General features: G+C 26.2%; 16 protein-coding genes. 8 read left to right on the forward strand and 8 right to left on the reverse strand.

All coding sequences use genetic code 11. The features are described from left to right. Positions 1-250: 250 nt before the first annotated feature. On the reverse strand, positions 251-2,680 hold the full coding sequence (mutS, locus tag HL033_RS00740) for a DNA mismatch repair protein MutS (RefSeq protein WP_218194208.1): 2,430 nt from the start codon (positions 2,678-2,680) through the stop codon (positions 251-253). A gap of 156 nt (positions 2,681-2,836) precedes the next feature. On the opposite strand from mutS, the gene HL033_RS00745 reads away from it, so the two are divergent. The 4 genes from HL033_RS00745 to HL033_RS00760 all read left to right on the forward strand — a co-directional run bounded on the left by HL033_RS00745 (position 2,837) and on the right by HL033_RS00760 (position 7,511). Further along, positions 2,837-3,967 (forward strand): hypothetical protein, encoded by a 1,131-nt coding sequence (locus HL033_RS00745; protein ID WP_218194209.1) that lies wholly within the window; start codon positions 2,837-2,839, stop codon positions 3,965-3,967. Between the two features lie 8 nt (positions 3,968-3,975). After that, positions 3,976-4,317, forward strand: a complete 342-nt coding sequence (locus tag HL033_RS00750; protein WP_218194210.1) for an HIT domain-containing protein — start codon at positions 3,976-3,978, stop codon at positions 4,315-4,317. Between the two features lie 709 nt (positions 4,318-5,026). Continuing rightward, positions 5,027-5,947, forward strand: coding sequence for a 4-hydroxy-tetrahydrodipicolinate synthase (dapA, locus tag HL033_RS00755; protein ID WP_246575273.1), 921 nt, complete (start codon positions 5,027-5,029; stop codon positions 5,945-5,947). 394 nt (positions 5,948-6,341) lie between these two features. Then, positions 6,342-7,511, forward strand: coding sequence for a phage major capsid protein (locus tag HL033_RS00760; RefSeq protein WP_218194211.1), 1,170 nt, complete (start codon positions 6,342-6,344; stop codon positions 7,509-7,511). Between the two features lie 443 nt (positions 7,512-7,954). Here the strand turns inward: HL033_RS00760 and HL033_RS00765 are convergent, their stop codons facing one another. Continuing rightward, the gene (locus HL033_RS00765; RefSeq protein WP_218194212.1) at positions 7,955-10,726 is read right to left on the reverse strand and encodes a 2-oxoglutarate dehydrogenase E1 component; all 2,772 of its coding nucleotides are present in this window, start codon (positions 10,724-10,726) and stop codon (positions 7,955-7,957) included. 561 nt (positions 10,727-11,287) lie between these two features. Between HL033_RS00765 and HL033_RS00770 the strand changes: the two genes are divergently transcribed. From HL033_RS00770 to HL033_RS00780, 3 genes are all read left to right on the forward strand, one after another. Beyond that, positions 11,288-12,109 (forward strand): DUF2163 domain-containing protein, encoded by an 822-nt coding sequence (locus HL033_RS00770; protein WP_218194213.1) that lies wholly within the window; start codon positions 11,288-11,290, stop codon positions 12,107-12,109. Between the two features lie 66 nt (positions 12,110-12,175). After that, positions 12,176-12,673 carry an NlpC/P60 family protein gene (locus tag HL033_RS00775; RefSeq protein WP_218194214.1) on the forward strand — a complete coding sequence of 166 codons (498 nt, stop codon included), beginning with the start codon at positions 12,176-12,178 and terminating at the stop codon, positions 12,671-12,673. Positions 12,674-13,300: 627 nt separating this feature from the next. After that, complete coding sequence (locus HL033_RS00780) at positions 13,301-16,912, forward strand: glycoside hydrolase/phage tail family protein (protein WP_218194215.1); 3,612 nt, start codon at positions 13,301-13,303, stop codon at positions 16,910-16,912. 580 nt (positions 16,913-17,492) lie between these two features. Here the strand turns inward: HL033_RS00780 and HL033_RS00785 are convergent. From HL033_RS00785 to HL033_RS00810, 6 genes are all read right to left on the reverse strand, one after another. Continuing rightward, on the reverse strand, positions 17,493-17,633 hold the full coding sequence (locus HL033_RS00785) for a hypothetical protein (protein ID WP_218194216.1): 141 nt from the start codon (positions 17,631-17,633) through the stop codon (positions 17,493-17,495). Positions 17,634-18,452: 819 nt separating this feature from the next. Continuing rightward, positions 18,453-20,300 (reverse strand): Cpg1 family polymorphic protein, encoded by a 1,848-nt coding sequence (cpg1, locus tag HL033_RS00790; protein ID WP_218194217.1) that lies wholly within the window; start codon positions 20,298-20,300, stop codon positions 18,453-18,455. Positions 20,301-20,836: 536 nt separating this feature from the next. Further along, complete coding sequence (cpg1, locus tag HL033_RS00795; RefSeq protein ID WP_218194218.1) at positions 20,837-22,735, reverse strand: Cpg1 family polymorphic protein; 1,899 nt, start codon at positions 22,733-22,735, stop codon at positions 20,837-20,839. A gap of 826 nt (positions 22,736-23,561) precedes the next feature. Beyond that, complete coding sequence (locus tag HL033_RS00800; protein ID WP_218194219.1) at positions 23,562-24,284, reverse strand: biotin--[acetyl-CoA-carboxylase] ligase; 723 nt, start codon at positions 24,282-24,284, stop codon at positions 23,562-23,564. Between the two features lie 291 nt (positions 24,285-24,575). Next, on the reverse strand, positions 24,576-25,241 hold the full coding sequence (locus HL033_RS00805) for a glutathione S-transferase family protein (RefSeq protein ID WP_218194220.1): 666 nt from the start codon (positions 25,239-25,241) through the stop codon (positions 24,576-24,578). Between the two features lie 67 nt (positions 25,242-25,308). Further along, positions 25,309-25,800 (reverse strand): protein-disulfide reductase DsbD domain-containing protein, encoded by a 492-nt coding sequence (locus HL033_RS00810; protein WP_218194221.1) that lies wholly within the window; start codon positions 25,798-25,800, stop codon positions 25,309-25,311. A 300-nt stretch (positions 25,801-26,100) separates the two neighbouring features. On the opposite strand from HL033_RS00810, the gene HL033_RS00815 reads away from it, so the two are divergent. Continuing rightward, positions 26,101-26,460 (forward strand): ATP-binding cassette domain-containing protein, encoded by a 360-nt coding sequence (locus HL033_RS00815; protein WP_218194222.1) that lies wholly within the window; start codon positions 26,101-26,103, stop codon positions 26,458-26,460. Positions 26,461-26,934: the final 474 nt, after the last annotated feature.

Consider the following 26,934-nt stretch of genomic DNA (forward strand, 5'->3'; position numbering starts at 1 on the left):
AAATAAGTAATATTATTAATCTTATAAATTGTATAATGTGTATCATTAACAAAAAAGTAATAACCATCCCATGCAGGATACATTAATATATTAATCATGCTAGCATTCTTTAATAATAACAAGTAGTCTTAATAAATTTAATATAAAATAGTTAATAATATAAATAATACATAAGTCATTAAATATATTGCTACAAATAACTTATTTATATTATTTATCTATTAACATACAATAACATTACACCATAAATTTACAAAATATCCTCCAAAATTAGCTCTTTATCTTTAGTAAGCTTTTGCATAAAATGTTCTGCTCTATTTAAAATAGATGCTGGAAATCCTGCAAGTTTTGCAATATGTATACCATAAGACCTATTTGTAAATCCAGGAACAATTTCATGTAAAAAAACTACTTTTCCTTCCCATTCCTCAATTTTCATACAAAAACACTTAAGACTTTTTAAATAATAACTTAATTGAGAAAGTTCATGATAATGCGTAGCAACAATAGCTCTACTATTATTAATATTATGAATATGTTCTATAACAGCCCAGGCTATTGACAGTCCATCATATACCCCTGTACCACGCCCTATTTCATCTAATATCACTAGAGACTTATCAGTAGCCTGATTAACTATTGAGGCAGTTTCTATCATTTCTACCATAAAAGTAGAATAACCAAGAGAAATATTATCAGAAGCACCAACTCTACTAAAAATTTTATCAATAATACCTATATGAGCATATTCAGCAGGTACAAATGACCCCATATGAGATAAAATTGCAATTAATGCATTTTGTCGTAAAAAAGTACTTTTGCCAGCCATATTAGGGCCTGTAATTAAACACATTCTTTCTTCTCTCATAAGATTAACATCATTGGCTATAAAATTACCATTCATTTCAATTACAGGATGACGTCCCTTTTTGATATCAAACTCATAACTATCATCAATAATTGGCCTCACATAATTATTTTGCACAGCTAACTCTGCAAATGATGACAATACATCTAATTCTGCCATAACATAAGCAATAGAACTAATAATATGTGATTTTTCAGCAACTTGTACACATATCTCATTAAACATCTTAATCTCTAAGTCAACTGCTTCATCATGAGCTGTTGTTATTTTATATTCCAATTCCTTTAATTCATCAGTTACATATCTTATTCCACTAACTAAGGTCTGCCTATGTATAAAAAACTCATTTTTGATACTATAAGTAGGAGAAACTTCTACATAATATCCTATAACATTATTATATAATATTTTTAAAGTATTAATTCCCGTCATTTGACGATATTTATTACATAACTTCTTAATCAATTCATTACTATTACTTTCAATATAAATTAATTCCAATAATCGCGAATTATAATTTGGATTAATAAACCCTCCATCCTTAACATTGTTTACGTTATTTTCAATTAAAGATTCTGTCATTAATTTTAATAAATCTTCATATCCATGTAATTCATGAGAGAATCTTTTAAATAAATTATTATCTATTTGTTTAACTAATTCTGACATTTCGTTAGCTGCATCTAATGTTCGCTTTAAACAATACAAATCTTTCGGAGAACATTTTAAAATTTTAATTCTAGTTAATATACGTTCTAAATCTGATACATATTGTAAAATCTTTCTTACATGTTTACTAAGATCTCTATCATTAACAAAAATTTCAACTACATCTAATTTTTGATTAATTGTATATGAGCATATCATTGGTGATGACAGATATCTTCTTAATAGTCTACTACCAGATGAGGTAATTGTATAATCTATAACTGAAATCAAAGATCCTTTTTTTTCACCAGATTGAGTACAAAACAATTCTAAACTCTGTAAAGCAGCCCCATCAATAAACATAAAATCCTGCCTTGCGTAAGCCTTAGGATATTCAAGCTTTGGTAAATTATTCTTCTGCGTTATTCTAACATATTCTAATAACGAACCACATACAGAAATCTCTGCTTCTGTAAAATCACCCAATCCTTTCAAAGTTTTAATTTTATACACATCACACAAAATACTATAAGCTTTATTAACACTAAAAAAACTATCTGAATGACGAGTTAGCAAAAATTTATGTTTTCTTAAAATATTCAATATATTTCCTGTATATGATAATTTATCAGAAATTAAAAGCTCTTTAGGATTAATACGCATTAAATCACTTTCTAAATCATTTAAGTTTGTAGCATGAAAATAAAATAATCCTGTAGATAATTCCATCCAAGCAATAGCATATGTATTATTTACAAAAGCAATACAAGCTAAATAGTTACTTTCATTAGCTTCTAGTAACGAATCTTCTAGTAAAGTACCAGGAGTAATTATTCTCACAACATCACGTTTGACTAACTCCTTATATCCCCTCTTCTTAGCTTCTTCTGCAGTTTCTAATTGCTCACAAATAGCAACTTTATATCCTAATTTTACCAACTTATTTAAATACGACTCACTACTATGAAATGGAACACCACACATTGGTATAGTAGATCCTTTTTTCGTTAAAACTATATTAAGTACTTTTGATGCTTCTATTGCATCATCAAAAAATAACTCATAAAAATCCCCCAATCGATAAAATAGCAAACATTCTTGATATTGGGCTTTTAAAGCAATATACTGCTTTATTGCTGGAGTTACATTCTGATAGTCAATCATTATTTACCTATAATTAATATTGTTAATGTTATCGTGTAGTATTGTATGTTAAATTACAAAGAACAATGCACTTACAGTGTAACATAATATAGCTTATTTTCGTTGCATTTTAAATGCTTAATAATTATAATTTAAAGGTTAACTAGGTATAATATAATGGCAATAAACTTCAAAAAAATTGCACAAAAAACAGGCAGTGCTGTAGGATCTACAATAAACGGGATAGGAACAGCAATTCGTGCTTTAAGAACACCTATTTATAGTGCAAAGCCTGTACAAACAATAGTGAATTATGCAAGGCAGATTTTGCCTCAACCTTTAAAACCACAAGAAAAATATTTTGATGTACAAATCTTAAGTAACCTATACAAAAGGGGGTTCTCTGTTGGTCAAGAAACTTTTCAAAGTAAAGATAAAGTAAATATCAAAATACCTGAGCACTCGTTATCAAATCAAGGTGTACAGTTATTTGCTACTATTTTACACAGTAATACACAAAATACAGTACGTGCTCCATATGAAGTAAATCCATTGTTAAATCCAGTAGAAGGTATAGCAGAACGTCAGAACGATAAAAAAACAAAAGAAGATTGTGAAAAATTGTTACAAATAAAAAAAATGCTTGAAGAAAATGGTGGATCAATAGATGTCGAGCAAAATGGTACCTATAAACAAAACATTACACTTTATATAAAGACATCAGGTAAAACAGAAAAAGAAATAGAAAATGAGTTATTAAAAGTGTTTTCTGTACTAAATATTAAGGATAAACAATTAACAAAAAGTATAGCTAAAAGACTATATAAAGAAGAACTACAACGAACAGCATCAGGTAATAATCCTTCAAAAAGATTAGATAATGATAAAGAACAAGACTCATCTGCAAATCCTGAACAAAACTTAGAAGATAATGTTAGTAGACCAAGAGCTCATACTTCTCCTGAACAAAACTTAGAAGATAATGTTAGTAGACCAAGAGCTCATACTTCTCCTGAACAAAACTTAGAAGATAATGTATTAACAGGCATTTCAAATGCAGATTTTTGTTTAGCAAATCAAAATCAAATTTTTAAAAATATCATCCATCCATACCATACATCAGAATTGTGCAAACAACAGGAAAAATATTTACGTCAATCCAATTCACAACAGGATTTTTCACATCTCAACAATGATATTATATCTATTACGAAAGATTTAACAGGAATCTCTGAAGATACAAATTGCACAGTAACTCCGCCATTACCCAATATGTCTAAACCCTCTCCTTCTCATGGTTTAAATTAGGATCTATAATGCAGGATACTTGTTATAATGATAATAATGTTTTTGCAAAAATCATCAGGGGAGAGGTTCCATGTAAGAAAGTGTATGAAGATGAATTTATATTATCATTTCACGATATAAATCCCGAAGCACCAATTCATATTTTAGTCATCCCAAAAAAGCAATATATATCCTATGATGACTTTATGGAATCTGCACCTGAAAATATTTTACACTTATTTAGAATAATAAAAAAAATTGCACATCAATATGATTTACATAAAACTGGCTATAAATTAATTACAAATCACGGTAAAAAAAGTGGACAAATTATACCCCATTTTCATGTACATTTACTAGGTTATAAATAACTCTAGTTATCAATTGTGTAGTTTTTAAGAAAAAGATAAATTTTATATCTTGTAATATAAAGTACTTGATAATATGTTAACAAAAAAGTACATTTGAATTTATAAATATGAGACTATTTTTGTAAACAAGCTTGTAAACTTCCTTAAAAGGATTCTTTTAATAAATTTACTATTTGTTTATATATATGTTACTTTTCTACAAAAAAATTTTCTTATACGATTTTTTGTATATGATATTAAGCTGAATAATTATTTAACTAAAACTATCATTAAAAGAAAAATTCATAAAAAATTAATATTTTACTAATAAGCATTTTAAAAAATTATTCAACCTCTACTATTAATAAATAATACAATATCCACTATTATTACCTAATTTCTATTAAATAATCATAAAAACTAAAATATACATAAATTATAACTATAGTATTACATAAAGTATATAATCCCTTTATCTATAAATTTACAAAAATTTTTCTTTTAGTTATACAACTTTTTATTTTAAAAACTCTTTTGACACTTCTAGTTCAAAATGCTTACACATGCATACAACACTTCACTAAAATAATTAGAGACATGATTTGATCTTTACTAAACACTATAACAAGTAATTCAGTAACATAGATTATGTAAATAATTGATACCAATAACTATATATTAGAAACCTAATAAAATAGTAAATTAACTTTATTGACAATGATATTGGTATATGATAATAGAGGTAGGAATTCAAATTTTAGTTATTATGAAATTACATGGTGTTTTTACAGCATTAATTACACCTTTTAAGGAAGATTTATCTTTTGACAAGGAAGCATTTTTCAGTTTTATTGAGTGGCAAATTAGTGAGGGTGTTCATGGTCTTGTTCCATGTGGTACAACTGGTGAGTATCCAACTTTAAGTTTTGAAGAATATTGCAGTGTTGTAACATCGTGCATTGCAGTAACTAATAAACGGGTTCCTGTTATAGTAGGTGCAAGCTCGAATTGTACTAATCAAGCAATAAAAAAAGCCTTATTTGCGCAATCAATAAAAGCAGACGCTGTGCTAATAGTTGTTCCATATTATAATAAGCCTACAGAAGAAGGAGTATATCAACATTTTAAAGCTATACACGATGCAACTAATATTCCTATAGTTATTTATAATATACCAAAAAGATCAGCTATTGATGTATCAGATTTTACACTTTCAAGAATTATCAGCTTGCCAAGAATAGTAGCAATAAAAGATGCAACAGGAGATTTGAATAGACCATTAATTCTAAAGTCGCTAATTAATAAACAAGAATTTTGTTTTTTATCAGGTGATGATAGTACTGCATTAACTTTCAATGTTCATGGAGGCTCTGGCTGTATATCTGTTATATCAAATATTGCCCCTAAATTATGTGCTGAAATGCAAAATGCTTTCCTACATGGTAATTTTCATATAGCATCTAACATTAATAATCAGCTATTTGATTTATCGCAGGTACTATTTTGCGAATCTAATCCCGTACCAGCAAAATATGCCCTAAGTTTAATGAACAAAATCTTACCACAGGTTCGCTTACCGCTAGTAATGTTGCAAGATATTAATAAACTCAAAGTTAGTAATGTACTTAAGGATTTAAAAATTATCACTTAAAATTCTATTAGTTAAAAAAACTATAATACATTTTATCTCAGTAATTTTAAGAACTTTTATATTATCACCTTATGAATACATTTATATCCTTTTTAACAATTACTACTGCATATTAATACTTACAGAAACATAAAACTTGTAGTAATTTAAAAGATAAATCATATTACTAGCAAGATATACAATGTTAAAAAATACTACTATTTTTATTCTATTTCACAATAACCTTGTAAAATAAATCATGTATATACTATATAATTATACAAAGTAGGCACAATTTTTTGTGCTTGACATTATGATATAATAATAATTATATTATAAAAAGGGTATAGTAGCCCTTATCTTATAAAATCTTTCATTCTCAACTATATTCCGTACATTCTCAAAGGAGAAAAATATGACAATATCTGAAATTCAGAATAACGTTAATAATCTCATATCTTCATGGCAAAAATTTCAAAAATCAACACAAGATAAAATGTCAGAACTTGATCAAAAATATATTACAGATTCAATATTAACAGAAAAATTAGAAATGATTGATAATGAATTTAGCGAATACAAAGATCGATTAGATAAATTAGAAGTTTTATCAAATCGCATAAATATTAACGATAAAAATCAAGAAAGTTTCGAATACAAATCACTAAAAGAATATATACATAAAGGTTATGCTCATGACTTACAACAAAAAAGCATTACCCATTCAGACTATGCATATTTTGTACCACGAGAAATTTCAATGCAAATTGATAAAAATTTAGCTAAGAATTCAATTATGAGACAATTATGCTCCATTGAAAAAATATCTAGTGATAGCTTAGAGTGTTTTATTACAAATAATAAAGATACCTTTGTCGGTTGGAGAGGTGAGGAAGAGGACATACAAAAAGATACACAAGCTCCTAAAATTAATAAAAAAATCATATATTTATATGAATTATACGCCCAACCACAAATTACAAAAAAACTTTTAGATGATTCATTACTTGATATAGGAAATTGGTTAATTAATTACCTAGTTGATGCATTTAGCAGAAAAGAAAATGAAGCTTTTATATCAGGAGATGGACAACAAAAACCAAGTGGTATTCTATCTTCATTTTCTGCTAATAACAATGAAGATAAAGTACAATGTATAACATCTAATAAATTAGATAGCGAAACAATTATTAAATTATACTACTCTTTAGATGAATACTTCGCTGCAAAGGCAACATTTATAATGCACAGAAGTGTTGTACAAGAAATTAGATCTCTGAAATCCGCTTCTGGTCAATATATATGGCAACCAGGCTTGTCTACTAATCACCCTGAAACCTTAATGGGCATTCCTATATATCAAACGGCAGATATGCCATTAATCACCTCAGAACTTCCAATAATTGCTATTGCTGATTTTAAAAGTGCTTATAAAATCGTAGAAAGTCAAGATATTAAAATATTACGCGATCCTTTCACTAATAAATCATGTGTAACATTCTATACAACAAAGCGTGTAGGAGGAAGTATAGTTAATAATAATGCTATAAAATTATTAAAAATTGAATCAACCAAACAAGCTTGATTCAAAAAATTTATAACTACATTTTTTACTACTTTTATCATAAAAAAATACTGCCAATTACATAACATTACTTATAATGTAAATATAATTATTGTGTGCAAAAATATTTTATAATTTTAACAAACAGAACTAATTGTTAAAACTTTATATTTACAAAATTTTTTAAATACTAATAATAAAACTACATTATATAATAATACTTTATGAATTACTGTGAAAATATAATATATTCGCGAATATGTATTTAAATTATAAAGTTAAAAATCACAACAAAGCATTGTAACTACGTTAAATAAATACTTAATATATTTTTAGTAAATTAAAATAACATTATCAATATAAATATAATTTATCTACCTTTATTTACTGATATTTAACTTCCTTAATAAGTTAACTACTTTAAAGTTATAAACAATAGCCTTAATTATTCCTCTTCAACAAAATTAACTTAATGCTTTAGAAATAATATCCTGCTGCTGTTTTAAGTGAACATTCATATACCCAGAAGCTGGAGATGCTGCTAAAGGACGTGCTATACATTCTGGACGATTATAATAAGACCTCATGTCTACTAAAATCTTTTCAATATACGAATTAATAAAATGCCATCCTCCCATATTGACAGGCTCTTCCTGACACCAGATCACCTTTGCATTAGGATATTTCTTTAATTCTTCAGTAAGTTTGGCTTCTGGAAAAGGATAATATTGCTCTAACCTAATTAAAGCAATATCATTAATATTATTCACATTTCTAGCATCGTAAAGATCATAGTATATTTTTCCACTACAAATTATAACTTTTCGAACATTATCTACTTTGCCAACTTCACCAATCACTGCACAAAACTTACCCTCAAAATCAGATAATTTAGAAACAGCCATTTTATGTCGTAATAAGGACTTTGGAGTAAATACAATAAGCGGCTTACGAAAAGCTCTATGTAATTGTCTACGTAATACATGAAAATAGTTTGCAGGAGATGTACAATTTACAACTTGTATATTATCTTCTGCACATAACTGTAAATACCTCTCTATTCTTGCTGAACTATGTTCTGGACCTTGTCCCTCATAACCATGCGGCAATAATAATACCAATCCACTTGATCTTAACCACTTAGTTTCAGCAGAAGAAATAAATTGATCAATAATTACCTGAGCCCCATTAGCAAAATCTCCAAATTGTCCTTCCCATAATACTAAAGTATACGGAGCATCTAAGCTATAACCATAATCAAATCCCATTACTGCAAATTCTGAAAGAGGACTATTAATAACTTCAAAACTTCCTTGCTTTATCCTTAAATGATTTAAAGGAATATATTGCTCTCCCGTCACTTGATCAACTAATACCGCATGCCTATGCGAAAAAGTACCACGTTGACAATCTTCTCCTGATAATCTAATGGTAAAATTTTCTACTAATAATGAAGCATAAGCTAATATTTCTCCTGTACCCCAATCAATGTCATCACCTGATTTTACTGCTTGAAAACGCGCTGATAATAATCTTAATACCTTTGAATTAACTTGAAACCCATCAGGAATATTACTTAATGCTTGAGCAAACAATAACAATTCATCCTTGCTCACTCCTGTATTTGGAGAAAAAATATCATCATCATAATTTCCAGGAATAGGACGATATAAATTCTTCCAATAACCCTTAAACCAATCAGCTTCTTGAGGTACATAATTTACAATATTATCAAAATCCTTATCAAGTTTGCTACGAAAATTTTTCTGTAATAAAATTACATCCTCTGAAGTAACAACACAATCATCTATTAATTTTTCAGCATAAATTTTCGCTACAGTTTTATGTTTTACAATATGACTATACATCAATGGCTGAGTAAACATAGGTTCATCACCTTCATTATGTCCATACCGTCTATAACAAACTATATCTATAACTACATCCTTTTTAAACTTATTTCTATACTCAACAGCCAAGCTTGTAATCAAAGTAACTAATTCTGGATCATCACCATTAACATGAAAAATAGGTACATTAATAACTTTTGCCATATCTGAACAGTAACGGGAAGATCTTGCATCTTCTGGATTCGTAGTAAAACCTACTTGATTGTTTACTATTATGTGTATAGTACCTTGTATTTCATAACCAGGTAAACGACTTAAGGTACAACTCTCAGCAACCACACCTTGTCCAATAAAAGATGCATCTCCATGCATTAAAATAGCCATAATAGATGACTTATTATCATCTCGATTTTTATCCTGTTTTGCTCTAACTCTTCCCATAACAACAGGATTAACTGACTCCAAATGCGAAGGATTAGAAGATAGGGATAAGTGAATAGATCTATTATTATCTAATTTACGATTGCAAGAATATCCCATATGGTATTTTACATCACCAGATACTTCTAAATCACTTGGATAAGAAAAACCTCCACTAAATTCATACATAACAGCAATATGCGGCTTTTGCATCACCTTTGTTAATACAGTCAACCTTCCTCGATGAGGCATACCTAATACAATTTCAGAAATATCAAATTCAGGAGCCAAACTAATAATATTTTCAAGAGCAGTAATTAAAGTATCCCCTCCTTCTATAGAAAATCTTTTATATCCTGGATGCTTTACATGAAGAAACTGCTCAAAAATTTCGACTTCAAATAAATCCTGCAATATCTTTTTTTTTTCTTCAACTGCTATTAACCTTTTGTGTAAACTTTCGATCCTCTCCTGAAGCCAATACCGCTCTTCATGATTCTCAATATGCATGAATTCAAAACCAATTTTATTACAATAAATACTTCTAAGTTCATTAATTATATCATTCAGTGAAGGATTTTCTAATCCAAGAACGCCATTAAAAGTATCATTCATATGAATATCACTTAAGTCAATATGTTCACTATAATTAAGATCCTGCTTCACACTTATTCCTAAAGGATCAAGATTGACTGCAATATGCCCATAATGCCTAAAAAAATTTAATAATTCTAAAATTTTATAATAACTACCTACTGTTTTATTCTTTTTTATAATGTCATCAGTATTTACAATTTTGGAAGTAGATTTTTTATCATAATCCTGTTGTAACGCTAACTCAATAGAATCTTGCCAATTTTTAGATAAAGATTTATCACCTTGCTGGTAACGCTGGTATATCTCTTCTACAAAACCTAAATTATCACTAAATAAATAACTTAAATCATCTTTTTCATTATTTAACATGCACTAACCTATTTAGCCTAAATAACGGCACCATAAGCATTAATATTATATATAATATGTAAAAAAAGCAATTTTTTTAACTTACAAAAATAACAAATAGTAAAAATTTATATTTATAATATGTTCAATAACATTATACTATTTTAGCTATCAAGCTATATATTAACACTTGTATCCTATAATTTTAATATATTTTAATAATAAACTTCATATGTTAAAATAAATACTTATATCACCTACAACAACATCAAATAATACTAGCATTTACTATTAAAACATACCTATAAATAATATCAAGAATCTTAAATTGTAATTTTGCATTAAACAGACTAATAAATATATATAGCAAAAACTTTCTCATATATGTTTAAAATTATAATACGTTATTATAGAATAAGAATTATAAAATATAATGCTTCCTAATTGAATTTTATATGTTTAATATAATATAAATACAGGATTAATGAATTTAACACTAGAAAACTTATAATAAGCTTTATCAATCAGTATTATATTACCTATACAATAATATAACTCATACATTTATTGACATCTGTTTATATGGAAATTACAAACAAAAATCTAACAAAACATCTCTCACAAAATATCATTACTATTGCATATTGCTGGAAAATTATATTAAAAAATAATTCAATAATCGGATTTACAAATCACGATAAAGATTTAATTATTAACAATATTACTTATCACGCAAAATCTGGAACACAAATACATCCAATAAACTTCAATATCATATCTGAAGGACAAACTAAAATAGAAAGTGTAATTAATAGCGATCTTATTGATGTATCAGATATAATACACGGAAAATATGATTCATCACATGTAGAAATCTTCATTATAAATTACGAAAATATATCCCAAGGAATTTTAACACTATTTACTGGAATTATACATAAAATTACATTAAATAATGACAAGTTTATTGCAGAATTAAAAGGACTATCTAATATTCTATCACATAATATTACAAACGTATTTTCTCCTCAATGCAGGGCACAATTTTGTGATAATCAGTGTAAAAGTAAAAAAGAAAAATTTACTGTCATTAGCGTAATAACAAATATAATTCATAATAATATGTTTGAAGATATCAATCTTTTATGTATCGATAATTATTATAAATACGGAACCGTAACATTCTTAACAGGAAAAAATCTTAACATATCATTATCAGTAATAAGTAACAAAGATAAATACATTCAATTGGCAAAATCACCACCATATCCTATGTATATAAATGACAAATATTCTATCATTGCCGGATGTGATAAAAACTATACAACATGTCATAATAAATTTAATAATACTAAAAATTTTAGAGGTGAACCACATATACCAGATACTAATACAGTATACTAACATAAAAATATATTACTTGAACACAACTCTATTTTTATTTAAGATGGGTTTCATAATAAAAAAACAATGTACACTATTACTCGTAAACGAATCATAGATACCGCACGAAAATGGATTGGTACACAATTTCATTATCAAGGAAGATTAAAAAAAAATGCTAAATGTCATGGTGGATGTGACTGTATAGGATTAATAATAGGAATTGCAAGGGACCTAAATATACAATCCAAAAATCACCTACCTTTACACTATTCTGATCAAGTAAATTATAATATAATTGATAAAGATGCAATCTATCACAAAATACAACATTTACTAATACAAAAAGAAATATCACATGCATTACCAGGTGACATTTTATTAATAAGAATACATCGTGTTACTCACCATTTTGCAATCTTAAGCTATAACTATAACATAATCCACACATCTGCAACAATTAAGCAGGTAACAGAACATAAACTATTTCCCAAATGGTATAACATGATTACATATACATTTTCATTTCCATTCATTCATGAAAATAAAACTTATTATCCAAAACTTCTCAACATTAGGCATTAATGTATACAACAATTAATGATCACATCAATAACATATTCACTTATTAATACAAATTCTATACTTAAATCATATAAGCCTATTGTTATTAACATATTTATTAACTTATAGTTATAAATATGATATATACTTAGCTAATTTATTTCAAAAATTTTACTAATCAATTATAGTATGTAATATAATTTTTTAAATATAATAAATTTACATATAAAAAACTAATATACATTCAATATTATATCTTATTAAACTGCTTACCATATAGTCATACATTGTAATTTTGCTAATAAGACAGTATTGACATGTATTCTAGATATAACTTTTAACAAATCTATAAAAATTAATGTACACTTAATAAATATATCTTAAAACTGCTTACCATATAGTCATACATTGTAATTTTGCTAATAAGTATAATATAGTCCTTCCATATTTTACAAAATCGCTTTATTATAAATAACAAATTAATATTTCATTTAAAAAATGCATTAAAACACACTACAATAAGTATAAAATTTAAGACACTGCTAAAGCAATCCAAAAAAATACATCATAAAACTAAAACAGCTGTTTAATATAAAAAATACCCTATTACAAACAATACAACTATGATAAATCTTTATAAGGAATTCCATGTCAACACTAATATTATCTACTATTGAAGAAGCTTTTAATAAGAATATAACAAGTACAATTGGTAATTTTATAAGCGAAGAAATAGGAAATATTATAAGCACAGATATAGATACAAAAGCATTTCAATTTACAAAAGAATCCTATACCCAATCTACTACACTAAAAAATTTAAATATTCAAACATCTGTATATGGCAAAATAATACCCATAATATACGGTACAGTCCGTATAGCTGGTAATATAATATGGATGCAGCCCATAAAAGAAATTAATCACGACGATATTTATATCACAAATAATCCTACTAATTCTCCTTCTTCTCATCATGTAATAAATCACAGCTATTACGCAACTTTAGCAATTGCAATATGTTATGGCCCTGTAAAAAAAATATCAAAAATATGGGCTAACACAAAGTTACTAAATCTTGATGAAATAAATTATCGATTTTATAATGGAACCGAAACACAAGAACCTGATCCTTTAATTCTATCTATTGAAAAACATGCACCAGCATATAGAGGAATTTCTTATATAGTAATAGAAGACTTTTTTCTAAAAAATTATAACAATTCTATTCCTAATTTTACATTTGAAGTTATATCATATCCTGAAAATTTTTTTAATAAGCATCATATTACACAAAAAATTGAAAATATACACATCATGCCAGGATATGGAGAATTTATATACGATACAAAAATACAAATGAAAATCCCTGTAGAAAGAATAGGAAAAGAATATATTCCATATGGTACTGCTTATAGAGTAAATCACAATAGTAACTATAATAAATCAGATGCTATTGTATCTTTAGATCAGCTCAAAGAAGATCTACCAAATATAAAATGGATATCTATAGTAGTTAATTGGTATACAGATAGTGTCAACATTAAGTCTTGTAACATATATCCCACTGTAGAATTCAAAAATAATGCTAAAATAATTCCTGATGATTGGAAAGTAGCCAATATTACTAGAAATAACGCAACAGTTATTTCTAGAAATAACTTAATATATGGAGGAACTATAAATGATGTCTCGTTAATAAGGTATATACATGAACTTAAAGCACGTGGATACAAGGTTCTATTATACCCTAAGTTACTGATAGATATAAAAGACAAACTTAACAGCAATCTAGTAGGCGAAGCTAAATATGTTAGCAATTTTTTTAAAAATCATTATAATCCCTTCATTACACATTACTGCACACTAGCTAAAGATTTAATAGATGCTTTTATAATCGGATCAGGATTTAGTAATATAACTAGTATTGTAGATGAAAATAAAAACTATCCAGCAGTTGATGAGCTAATAGCATTAGCAAAATATGTTAAAAACTTTTTAGGAAACTCAACAATAATCACCTATGCAGCAAATTATGACGAATATCATTCACATAATAACTTCTATAATATGGACAAATTATGGGCATCTCAATACATAGATGTCATAGGAATAAATGCATATTTCCCTTTAACTGATACCCCACAACCAGAACAAGGATTTACCATAAATGACATAATTCATGCTTGGAACAGCGGCGAAGGATATGAATATTTTTATTTAAATAAAGAAAAAAAATTCTATATAAATAGCGAATTTAGTTGGAAAAACATTCATTATTGGTGGAGTCATAGTCATACTAATCCTGACGGCAATAAAACTTTATGGAATCCTAAAATGAAAAAAATATGGTTTACTGAATATGGATTTCCCAGTATTGATAATTGTACCAGCCAACCAAATATTGCAATTGATAACAATCCTATTTTTTTAAATCAACATGTTAATTTTGCTGCTCAAAAAAATGCTATAGAAGGCACCATAGAAGCTTGGAAATCATCTGAAATGGTAGATAAAATGTTTCTTTGGGGATGGGACGTAAGACCCTATCCTATTTTTCCAAATATGCAAAATAATTGGCATGATGCTAAAAATTGGCAAACAGGATATTGGATAGCAGGAAAGATTACATTAATAACACTTGCTGATATTATAAAAGATATATTACAAAAAATTAATTTACATAATCATTCATTTACTATTGCAAATTTACAAAATACTGTGGAAGGGTATACCATTTCCTCGCATCAACCAGTAAAATTCATTTTTAAAGATTTACAAGATATTTATCGCTTTAATATTACAGAAAAAAACAATAAGCTCATCTTCGCACAAGATGATTATCATAACATAACGAAAATCTCTCTAGAAAACATGATACTTAATAAAAATCACTCTCATAATGTTCTTAGCATAATAAAAGATACTGAATTCATTAACAAAGTAAATTTATTTTATATTAGCAAACAATCAAATTATCAAATAAAATTAAAATACTCTAAATCACAACACCATTTTACAAATTCTATAAAAACTTTACACACTACATTAGTATTAGACGATACTCAAGCTCAAAGCATTACTGATAACATTCTAAATAGTATAGCTAGTAAAGAGTGTAAATTTAAATTTATATTACCTATAAAATACATCTTTCTAAGTATATCAGATATAATAGAAATTATAGTAAATGACACGTTATATTTACTCACAATCATAAATATTGAACTTGACAACCTATCTATACTTATTGAGGGATGTGTTATACAACAATTCATCAATAACAACGCTTATCCTTCTACAAGAATCCATGAGTCAACATTTGACATTATTAATCATATTGGTAATATCGATTTAAAAGTTCTAGATTTACCATGTATTAACAATGCTATAGAAAGCTCTTTATATTTTGCAGCAAATAGAACAGAATCTTATTGGAAAGGTGGTATTATCTATGCTGATAATCATGAAGATGCTTATAGTCCCGTATTATACATAACCCATGAATCAATAACAGGTATTGCACTTAATAAATTAGAAATAGGACCAGAAACAATACCAGACGAAAATAGCAATATGATTATATTGCTAAAAACAGGTAATTTATATAGTATAAGCAATCTATCATTACTAAATGGCAACAATATTGCACTAATTGGACAAGAAATTATACAATTCAAGAACGCACAATTAATAGGAGATAATAAATATAAACTCACTTATCTATTAAGGGGAAGATATGGAACAGAAAAATACATATATCAACATCAAAGCGGTGATTCTTTTTTTCTTCTTAGCAGTCTTACACACCTAAAAATAAATACATCATTAATAAATAAATTATTATCGTACAAGGCTGTATCATATGGACAAATAATTAATGATGCAAAAACAGTACAATATTTATACAATGCAAAAAGCTTAAAACCTCTATCAGTAGCCCATGTAAATACAGTCCTTGATGTAAACAAAAACTTACATATCAGTTGGATAAGGAGAGCACGTGTTAATATACAGTGGCTAGATAATATAGATGTACCACTTGATGAACAATACGAACAATATGATATAGAAATTATTAACAATATAGGAAAAATTATACGCATACTTACAATAGCAAATAAAACAACTTTTACATATACTAAATCACAAAAAATAGAAGATTTTGGACATTCTGAGTCTCAAATACAAATTAGTATTTATCAATTATCAGCAATAGTAGGAAAAGGGGAAGGATACATTATAAAACTATATTATTAATCACAAAAAGTACACTATTTTATCATAAACAAATAAATAATTATCCATACTTTCATATAGCTAAATTAATAAATAGCTTATTCTTATAAGCTTTATCAGCATCTAACATGAAGTAATACTTAAGTTGATAATATTTGTTAATTAATACAAAAAAATAAAAAAGAATATTTCTTTTGCTAATTTTATAGCAGAATATAACGTGAACATATATTTATACTTAATGCTTACTATAGTTATACATCAAGATATACAATAAATGTAAGTTGCTTATATATTTATAAATACAAAAATAATATATGTACTTAAATATTATATTGTATATATAAATGTTACAAAAAATACCCCCTAGCAAAGTTCATGATATTATATCAGATTTTTTTATTCACAGATTGTTTTACAAATCATTTATCATATAGTTCATACACGTTCACTTTTCTAAAAATTAATATAATTAATACATATATTGCTAATATGTGTAATTATAAAAATAAATAAAAAACATTTTATCAATTTAATAATCAGAAAATTTACTTTATTCTAATAGTAAAATTATACTATTATTTTTTGCAAATAATATACGCTAACCAGCATTTATTTGCATAACCTCGAACAAAGCAATAAATGTTTGTATATAGCATAAAAAAAACAGCTCTAATGTTGTGCATAAACAAATAATAAAATCACCTCTACTTTTGGCACTACTAATACATAAGACACTCATAGCATTATGGTGTACACAAGTTCTTATTATAAAGAAATTATCAACCAGTAAATTAAAAAATATATACAATAAAGTATAGTATACTAAATGCAAATTGTTATTTGATATGAAAAATATGTTATCTACAAATATTGTATGTTACAAACATTTTTAGTAAGATATATCTATATTAATTATAACATGCTTTCTTATTATAATATGTAGCAATAATAATTGAAAATTTACTAATAAAATACAATTAGTTTTTGTATCTAATAAAATTATTAATCAAAGAAATCTTTGTTAAATTAAAAATCCATTTCATAAGCAAATTAAATACTACCTAAGGGAGAATGTATTTAAGCCACCTATAAAAAGTATTCAAACTTTAATTTAAAAAATAATCAAATTAAAACATATTTTTATAAGTAAAGTAATGTATTTTTACTATCTATAAAAATTATCCTTTTTAAATTTTAAAAATAAACTTCTTATGTTCATTAAAGTCAAAAATAAGTTTAAAATAATGTATTAAATATACTTTATGACTATTTTTGTATAATTTTTGTAAAATTAATAACTTTTACATTATTAAATTACAATGTGTTTTGTACTACTAAGAATACATAAACTTTACAACAAAATAGCACATAAAAAATGAAAAAATTCATAACTGCATTAATTATCTTTCTTCAAGTATTCGCATAGTAATTTATATTATTACTCTGACAACGATCATAATACACTTGACAAATTTATTAAATCTTTACTTCATATACATATCTCTTAATAATTGTGCTAAAAATTTAATAGCATAAACTATTACAGTATTAAATAACTCTATATAGATACATGATTAGAAACTTGCTCCTCTAAAGGTTCAATAATAGGACTACTTATTATGCCAGGTACATTCTCATGTACAGGACTTTCTGTTGTTCTAATTACCGACGGTGTATCAACCATATTTCTTGATGAATGTAATACTGTAAAGTCTTGCAATTCTGCATAAGATTTCATATCTTTAATACAAGATATTACAATCCTATTACGAAACATTGCATCTGCAATTATACTACATTGCGTATCTGCATATACTGTTAATATAATATCAAGTGCTGTTATTAAACTCATATACCTTATTTCTTGTATATTATCAAATAGTGGTAACACCAGAGGAGAAGATATACACCTCACTGAACTAAAAGCTAAAAATTTTGACAATTCAGGATGATACGATATGCCATAAAAAACTCTATTTGTTACATAAGGTACAATAATAGAAAGCACACGTATCAATTTCACTGGTACACCTAATGCATTATATGTTACTAAATATCCGTTATACTTCAAAGCTTGCGTTGTATATTCTAAAGCAACCGCCATAACAAATGTACCAAAAATATATTTCCGATTTAAAACAAATCGTCCATTACTGTCTAATTTTGCACTTGACTGCGAAACAACACGATAGAATTCACTCATAACTTGAGTATTTTCTATTACTCCTAATGGCACAAAAGATCTTATTATATACCATTGCATTAAGGATTTTACATATATATTATTAAATATATCAATAAATTGTATGATCATATTTGATAACCACCTTATTGCCAATGAAGCAGAGTAAGGTCGTATTGGTGATTTATTATATAATCCTCTACGCATGCTATAATATAATATACAATCACTGCGATATTTAGAGAATAACATTTGTGGGACAGAAGCAAACAAACATATTACTGATGTTAATGTTGTAACAAGAGTAGATAGTGCATTTATTATTCCACCATACTGTGGAAAATATTCATCAAAATCAAAATCTTCACAACTTGTGCTATAATAAGATGAATTTGATAATGGTAAATTGCAAGAATTAGATTTATTATTTTTGTCTACAAAATCCTTAAATTTCATTATATCAACAGTACGTGTAACAAATATTGCAAATATACATGTAATATACATTTGCGGCATATATGATAATTTGCTTAATATTTTTGTAGCTGTATTCAAAAGCTTATCAATTATAGGATGCTCATCTTGAAAACTTTCTTCAGCCCTTAACTGCATATTTAAAATGTTATCACGTTGATAAAAGTAAGTCATCAAGTTGTTATGTGTCTCAAATTCAATAGACAGTTCTTCTTGTGTTTTATTATTATGTTGCACATAAATATTGGCAATAGCATTTGATAATGCTCGTATTAGAAACCATTTTTTTGTTAATATACAAAGATTATCTCCGTTTAATAACGCTACTGCAGATATAACTAATGCATTCTTTTGCACAAGATGTACGTTTTTATTCACAAATGCAATGTATTGATTCAAATCATCTAATTTAAATTCAGTTGGATGTAAGGAAATATATCTATCTAAAGCATAAAATAAACTTAACAAATCATGATGGGAATTAGATTTAAGTTGCTCAATAAACACTCCATCTAAATATCTCATTACATTAAAAAAAGTTTCAGTAGGAATATACCCATGGGTATTGTTAATTGCAATACTCAATACACTCTCTGTAATAAATACAGCAATACTATGACTGTCTTTTGGTTTTTTTGTAAATAATTTTTCAAAAAAATTAGTAATAAACCCATGATTTAACTTTTTTTCTATAACATCACATACTATATTACAAACTTTTCGCTCAAGAGGATTAAGTTTTCTTATCATGCTATAACCTAAACACACATATAAAATTGTAACATTATTTTTATTAATATACAAAAAATTATTTCTTTTTTAACAAACAAAAAAAATACTTATAAGTTTTTTTATATAAACATAGTACCAAATCATTGTGACTCACAACTTTTTAATATTAAGTGATGTTATATATTTAGAAATATTTTAAATATTATATCTTTCTAAGTATCTAATTTATAATTAATCACACTTATAATACCTTTATAAAAAAGATGTGCACAAGTTGAACTAAAATAACATACAATATTATTTAATATATATAATGATATTATATTGAACATATATAATAGAAGTCTTCTTAGTAATGTATTCAAGAATTTTAACACTCTAATAATGCATTTATGTATATTAATACAGAAATTAGTTTATAGAAGCTTCATTATATACTGTAACTATTTCATGAAGAAAAGAATTATAGTGTAGTAATTATTTACAAAATAACAAGTACCACATACCTAAAACTATAAATATCTATAATTAGTAACTAGCGTATGTTATTTAATTTATCTACGACAGACAGAAGATCGTGAATTATTGTTATATATAACACTCAATCTGCTTGGTATATTTGAACAGTCGTTTGATTGCTCACTATTACCATAGTGTTCTTCATTAAACGTTAATATATTTGATCGCTCATCTAGAGATATGGTATCAAATGTTGTATCTGGAAGCGAATTAACATGTAAATGTTGTAATTCTGTTTCACATCTTAAAAATTCACTATGATTTCTTAATATTCTAGAATTTCTTAAATGCTGCATATAAGCTATAATGCTGCCAGTGTTAGATAACTCTTGTACTATAATACCACATTTTACATCTACATATATTCTAAGTAAAATCTTCAGTGATAATATAAAGCTTAACCATTGCTTATAATTATTATCTGGTAATGTAGAAATAAGTTCATCTGATACCGTATAAGTAAGTAAACATCTTGTCATATCTAGGATCATATATCTTGATATCAAAGGAGAATATAAAATCTTTCCTAATTGTCTATTATATAAATAAGGTAATATAACAGCAAATGCAGGCGTAAATAATGCTGGTACACTCAATATATAACGTGGTATGTTATAAGAAAAAAAATTACAAACTTGTGATGCATACTCACAACTAAGCACAGTACTAAAAGAAAGAACAACCCATTTCATATATAGAGTAAATTGCGCATCATAAGTTCTTTGTAAACGTGAAAGCAATACCATACGGCAAATTTCTGTTACCTTATAGGCATTTTCTATTATTCCGAATGGAACATAAGTTCTCATTAAGCTCCACTGCATAATATTACTGACGTAATTGGATGCATCAAATATGGTAATTTGCATTACAATGTCTGATATCATCCTTATAAAAAGTGCACAAACCCAAGGTTCGGTCAATAGATCATCATAATATCGCATTTGACACATTTTTTTCCTTACAAAACTATTCTTAAACATAGCATATAGCAACAATGGTGTAGATGTTAAAAAACATAATATCGCTATTATCCTAGGAATAATAAAAGGTATTACATCCATATACGAGTAATTATAAAAATTACTGCTTACACAAACATTGTTTCCTGTTGGAAATGTACAATTTGTTAAATTATTATTTTTAATAAAGTTATCAAATTTATATACTGTAACACTGCGTGATATAAATATTACACATGTACATGCAGCATATATTTTCGGTAAGTACGAAAACCTATCAATAGCTTTTTTAGTAGCATCTAAAATCCAATTAATAATGGAATGATACTCTTGAAATTTTTTTTCAGCTTTTAACTGTTCATCTAAAATTTTATCACGCTGTTGTAAATAAGTCGCTAAATCATTATACACACTGAATTCAGCAAAAAGCTCCTGCATTATGCAAGGATTACGTAATACATAAATGTTAATAATTGATCTCGCTAATGCTCGAATTAAAAACCATTCTCTTGTTAATATACAAAGATTACAACCTTGTAACACTTCTACTGAAGAACGTGCTAATTCATTAATTGCCACAGGACTTACATTTTCAGCAATAAACTTTTCGTATTCTTGATTATCATATAATTTAAATCCTGTTGCATGTAATTTAACATGTCTATCTAAAACTTGAAATAAATTTACTAATTCATAATGCATATTTGACTTTAGCTTCTCAATAAAGAGATAATTTAAATGTTCCGTTACATTATAAAAGGTTTCAGTAGGTATATATCCATATGTGTCGTTAATCAGTATATTCAATACTTTCTCTGTAGTAATTATAGCAATACTATGACTATCTCGTGGCTTTTTTATAAAAAATTGCTCAAAAACATTAGTAAAAAAGCCATTATTCAATTGTTTCTTAATAATGTTCTCTATAATTGTAAAGACTTTTTTTTCAAGAGGACTAAATGTTTCTTTCATAACACATTCACTTAACACACTTAAATAAGTATAACACATTTATATTATACAGCAAGAAATTGGTGTATTTTTTAACCATTGTATAAACTAATAAAGCTGTATTATCTTTAATTAAGTTAGATTAGATTATGTAAATGTACCTATCATTCAAATAAAATTTGAAATAATGTTGTATTTACACTAATGAAAGTTTTTTATTTATAACAAATTTATAGTCCATATTAATTATTTTAATCATATCTTACAAAGTATTATTAAATTCATTATTTATTTTTTTAAAGTATATATCCTAAAGATTATCATCCATAGAATACTACCCAGCAAATTATTATATAAAGCTATACTTGGCTTTTTAAATATTATTAGATATATAATTCAAATTCATTTGAAATAAAAACTATATGGTTGCTTAAATTTTAAAAGTACACTAGTTCATTACATATATGTCTACAGTCTAAACCAATATCATCCAAATACTTTATTATATTTTAATAAGTATTTTTATCACTAAATACAGTATTCTATTATCCACCTAAATCTTTTGCTAATAACAATAAAAAACATTCACAACATTCTAGATCTCTTAATCAAGATGCTTTATTTATATCACATACACTACACAAATAAACTAAGTATATATAAATTATGCTCTTCAGTGCTTTTTTGCACCATCCGTTATCAAAAATGTTTTGATGAACATTAAAGAATAGTACTACATTTGTTATATACACAAATTTAATTATCAACCTATTTCTTTATGAATTTATTCAATAACTTGAATATATTTGAATTAAAAATCACAGACTATTTTATAGAATGTTATAATTTAATAAATTTCTCCATATCTAATTTTTAACATTTTACAATCTCTTTTTATAATTGCACTTCCTTCATTATCTATACCTAAAAATAGGCCACTGTATACTCTTTGATCATATGTCATGATTTTTATAGGGCTATTTAATAAATGCGCTTTTTCAAGCCATAACTTTCTTATAATTTGAAATCCGTTCTTTAGAAAATCTTGCCTTAACCCATGGAAATATTTAAGAAATATTTGCAAAAGTTGTAAATTCGATAACTTAAAATTAGAAACATGATTAACAATTGAAGTAGCATAGAATGGAGAATTATACATATTTATTCCTATACCTATTACTAACCATGCAGATGGACTCTTTTTTTGTATCAATATACCAGATATCTTTTTCCCATCAACTAAGACATCATTGGGCCATTTATAACTTATAAAAGACCCTATTTTTTGATTAAATATTTGATTTAAAGTCTTGCCTACAGCAACTGATGTAATAAATTGTAGCTGTGCAAATTCAATCTGTGATGTAATAATAATGCTACAATAAAGATTACCCTTAGGAGAATGCCATTTCCTACCGTATTTGCCGACTCCTGCAATTTGTTCATCGGATATAATTACTGTACCATCATGTGCCCCACGTTCTGCTAAATTAATCGCTTCTTCATTAGTATTATATATAATATCATAATGATATACACAATACTCATGCGATATATTGTTAATATGCATAATTTAGTAATCTATGTATTAAGTTTATTATAGTTAGTTTTTAATTATTAAACAGTATATTAAATACATATTTATTGATAATTATAAGAACATATTTTAAGCATTTATTTCATAATTTAACAATAATGACATTATAGATATACAATTCTTACCTATATATCATTTTAATGGCTAATTTTTATTTATGATATACTATACATGATAAATCATTAATATTATTACCAAACTTTTTCCTAGCGCACCTATACTAATAATGCTTTATATATAATACTTAATTACCAATATCGTTAGTCAAAAATCTAATTGAGAATAGTGTGCAGGTGGAGTAAATCCTAAAATTCTATCCTGTAGTATTGGCGAAAATGACGATCTAGATTTTATTATTGAATACCATTCTTTTACTGTATTGCTAATATTCCACGGAAAAATATCAACATAATCTAATACTGAAATATGCGCAGATAAAGCAATATCTGCTAGTGTTAATTCGTGTAACACTAACCAACCATTTGTATTAATTAAATGTTCTATATATTTGATATGAGATTGTAAATTATATATAGCTGCTCTTAAAAATCTGGAATCCGGACTTTTATTTTTTATATAATATTTGGAAATTTTTTCACTAATTACGTACTTTGTTACCTCATGATAAAACTTATAATCAATCCAAGAAATTAATTTACGTACTTCTGATCTTTGATATGGTAAACTTCCTAATAATGAAAAATCGTTATATACTTCTTCAATATATTCACATATTGCTTGACTATCGATAATAATATTTTGATTGTTAATAAGTACCGGCACTTGGCAAACAGGGTTAATTTTTATAAACTCTTCTCTTTTTTTCCACGGATTTTCCTCAATAAGATTAAAGTTAATTTTTTTTTCTTTTAACAAAATACGAACTTTCCTTGAAAAAGGACATAAAGGAAAATGATATAATATATCCATACTATGAGCTTATATATCTGCATTAACTTATAGCATGCTTTAACAGATAGTACAATAGATTTTTGATCTACTTACTTTTCCATGCATTAATTAAGTTAAGAATTTTGTGATCCAAAAAATCATTTGGTAGCTCATTAAACATTAATGTTTTACTTTGAGGAATACATGTAGTATTGCAGACTGCATAATTAATTTTTAGTGTTACATTTTTATTATCTTGAATAGTAAATGATATAGGGAATATGATAGTATCAGTATAAATATTACTGTAAAAATCTTTACTGTTAATCTTATCTACATGTTGTAAAGGCGCGGGCCAATGTATATCAAAATTTTTTATATTACCTTGCCAAGTAAAGGTTGTAGGCAATCCCATATCTCCTGGATTTTTATAATAAATGTGCCATCCCTTTTTAATTATAAATTTTATTCCAGCACTTACAACATTAGATTGTTGCACAGAACCTAACATGAAATTAATGTTCACTAAATTATCATGATTTTGTGCATGAGAAATTTCATGTAACATTAATATTAATATAAGGAAAAAGATTTTCATAAATTATGTGACTAACCAACTAAAGTATTAAACACATCTTACATGTATAATTTTAAGTTTGTAAACTATAACTTCATATAAGTATAACTAATTTAAAATATTATTGTTTTTATTGTCTAATATGTTAATTAAGTAACTCTCCTAAATTAATAATCTCTGTTGAATTAAATTATGAAAAATTACCTAAAATTATTTATAAATATTGAATACAAGATTTATAACTTTTTTTTTGAAAGTATGTGCTTTTCTGATATAATAAGATCTAACATTAATAATTTTACTGAATTAGAATGGTGAGAAATGGTTGGATTACAATTGAATAATGTTTCTCATAAATATAAAAAAAGTAAATTTTTATTAAGCAATATTAGTATTTCTGGTAACAAAGGGGAAGTTATTTGCCTACTTGGACCTTCTGGGTGTGGAAAGTCAACAATTTTAAGATTAATATCTGGCATAGAAAAACTACAAAGTGGTTCAATATGGATTAATAACAAAGTTGTAGCCGATGGAAAGGTTTTTATCCCAGTAGAAAATCGAAATGTTGGTCTGATCTTCCAGCATCCATCCCTATTCCCTCATCAAACTGTCATTGAAAATGTAATGTTTGCTATGAGAGATATTCATAAAGAGCAAAAAAAAAAAAAATGCTGTACATAATCCACTGCAATCCATAAACAACTAATAAAGTTATTATTAAATACATTTTTTGCATTTTGCTGGAGCTATTATTCAATATAGTATGAGCAATAATATAAGTGAGTGATGTTACTCCCAATGGTAAAGCATATACACAATCCCTTATCACACCTATTACAAATAATGACAAATAACATGGTAATAATTCTACATAAAAAAAAACTATAAAGATAAATAAAAAATCAAATCTTGGAGCAAATTGATATACAGTTTTATAAAATAAAAATTCATATAATATTAAAAAGATACTTCCTATAAATAGCAAAAGATCCTTAAAAAATAATTTCAACATACATAACTTTCTGTAAAATACATTTATCATTTTATTTATTCAAGCACCAAAGTATATCTAGTAATATAGCTTTTTACAAAAAATTATTAATTCATATCTTAATATACGCAAATACATTATGTATAACATTACAATTATTCAGA

The organism is Neoehrlichia mikurensis (assembly GCF_019186785.1).
Classification (GTDB): Bacteria; Pseudomonadota; Alphaproteobacteria; order Rickettsiales; family Anaplasmataceae; genus Neoehrlichia; species Neoehrlichia mikurensis.

Coding starts and splice junctions, on each gene's coding strand:
- mutS (WP_218194208.1), bottom strand. CDS start 2,680: ATGATTGACTATCAGAATGTAACTCCAGCAATAAAGCAGTATATTGCT.
- HL033_RS00745 (WP_218194209.1), top strand. CDS start 2,837: ATGGCAATAAACTTCAAAAAAATTGCACAAAAAACAGGCAGTGCTGTA.
- HL033_RS00750 (WP_218194210.1), top strand. CDS start 3,976: ATGCAGGATACTTGTTATAATGATAATAATGTTTTTGCAAAAATCATC.
- dapA (WP_246575273.1), top strand. CDS start 5,027: ATGATAATAGAGGTAGGAATTCAAATTTTAGTTATTATGAAATTACAT.
- HL033_RS00760 (WP_218194211.1), top strand. CDS start 6,342: ATGACAATATCTGAAATTCAGAATAACGTTAATAATCTCATATCTTCA.
- HL033_RS00765 (WP_218194212.1), bottom strand. CDS start 10,726: ATGTTAAATAATGAAAAAGATGATTTAAGTTATTTATTTAGTGATAAT.
- HL033_RS00770 (WP_218194213.1), top strand. CDS start 11,288: ATGGAAATTACAAACAAAAATCTAACAAAACATCTCTCACAAAATATC.
- HL033_RS00775 (WP_218194214.1), top strand. CDS start 12,176: ATGTACACTATTACTCGTAAACGAATCATAGATACCGCACGAAAATGG.
- HL033_RS00780 (WP_218194215.1), top strand. CDS start 13,301: ATGTCAACACTAATATTATCTACTATTGAAGAAGCTTTTAATAAGAAT.
- HL033_RS00785 (WP_218194216.1), bottom strand. CDS start 17,633: ATGAGTGTCTTATGTATTAGTAGTGCCAAAAGTAGAGGTGATTTTATT.
- cpg1 (WP_218194217.1), bottom strand. CDS start 20,300: ATGATAAGAAAACTTAATCCTCTTGAGCGAAAAGTTTGTAATATAGTA.
- cpg1 (WP_218194218.1), bottom strand. CDS start 22,735: ATGAAAGAAACATTTAGTCCTCTTGAAAAAAAAGTCTTTACAATTATA.
- HL033_RS00800 (WP_218194219.1), bottom strand. CDS start 24,284: ATGCATATTAACAATATATCGCATGAGTATTGTGTATATCATTATGAT.
- HL033_RS00805 (WP_218194220.1), bottom strand. CDS start 25,241: ATGGATATATTATATCATTTTCCTTTATGTCCTTTTTCAAGGAAAGTT.
- HL033_RS00810 (WP_218194221.1), bottom strand. CDS start 25,800: ATGAAAATCTTTTTCCTTATATTAATATTAATGTTACATGAAATTTCT.
- HL033_RS00815 (WP_218194222.1), top strand. CDS start 26,101: ATGGTTGGATTACAATTGAATAATGTTTCTCATAAATATAAAAAAAGT.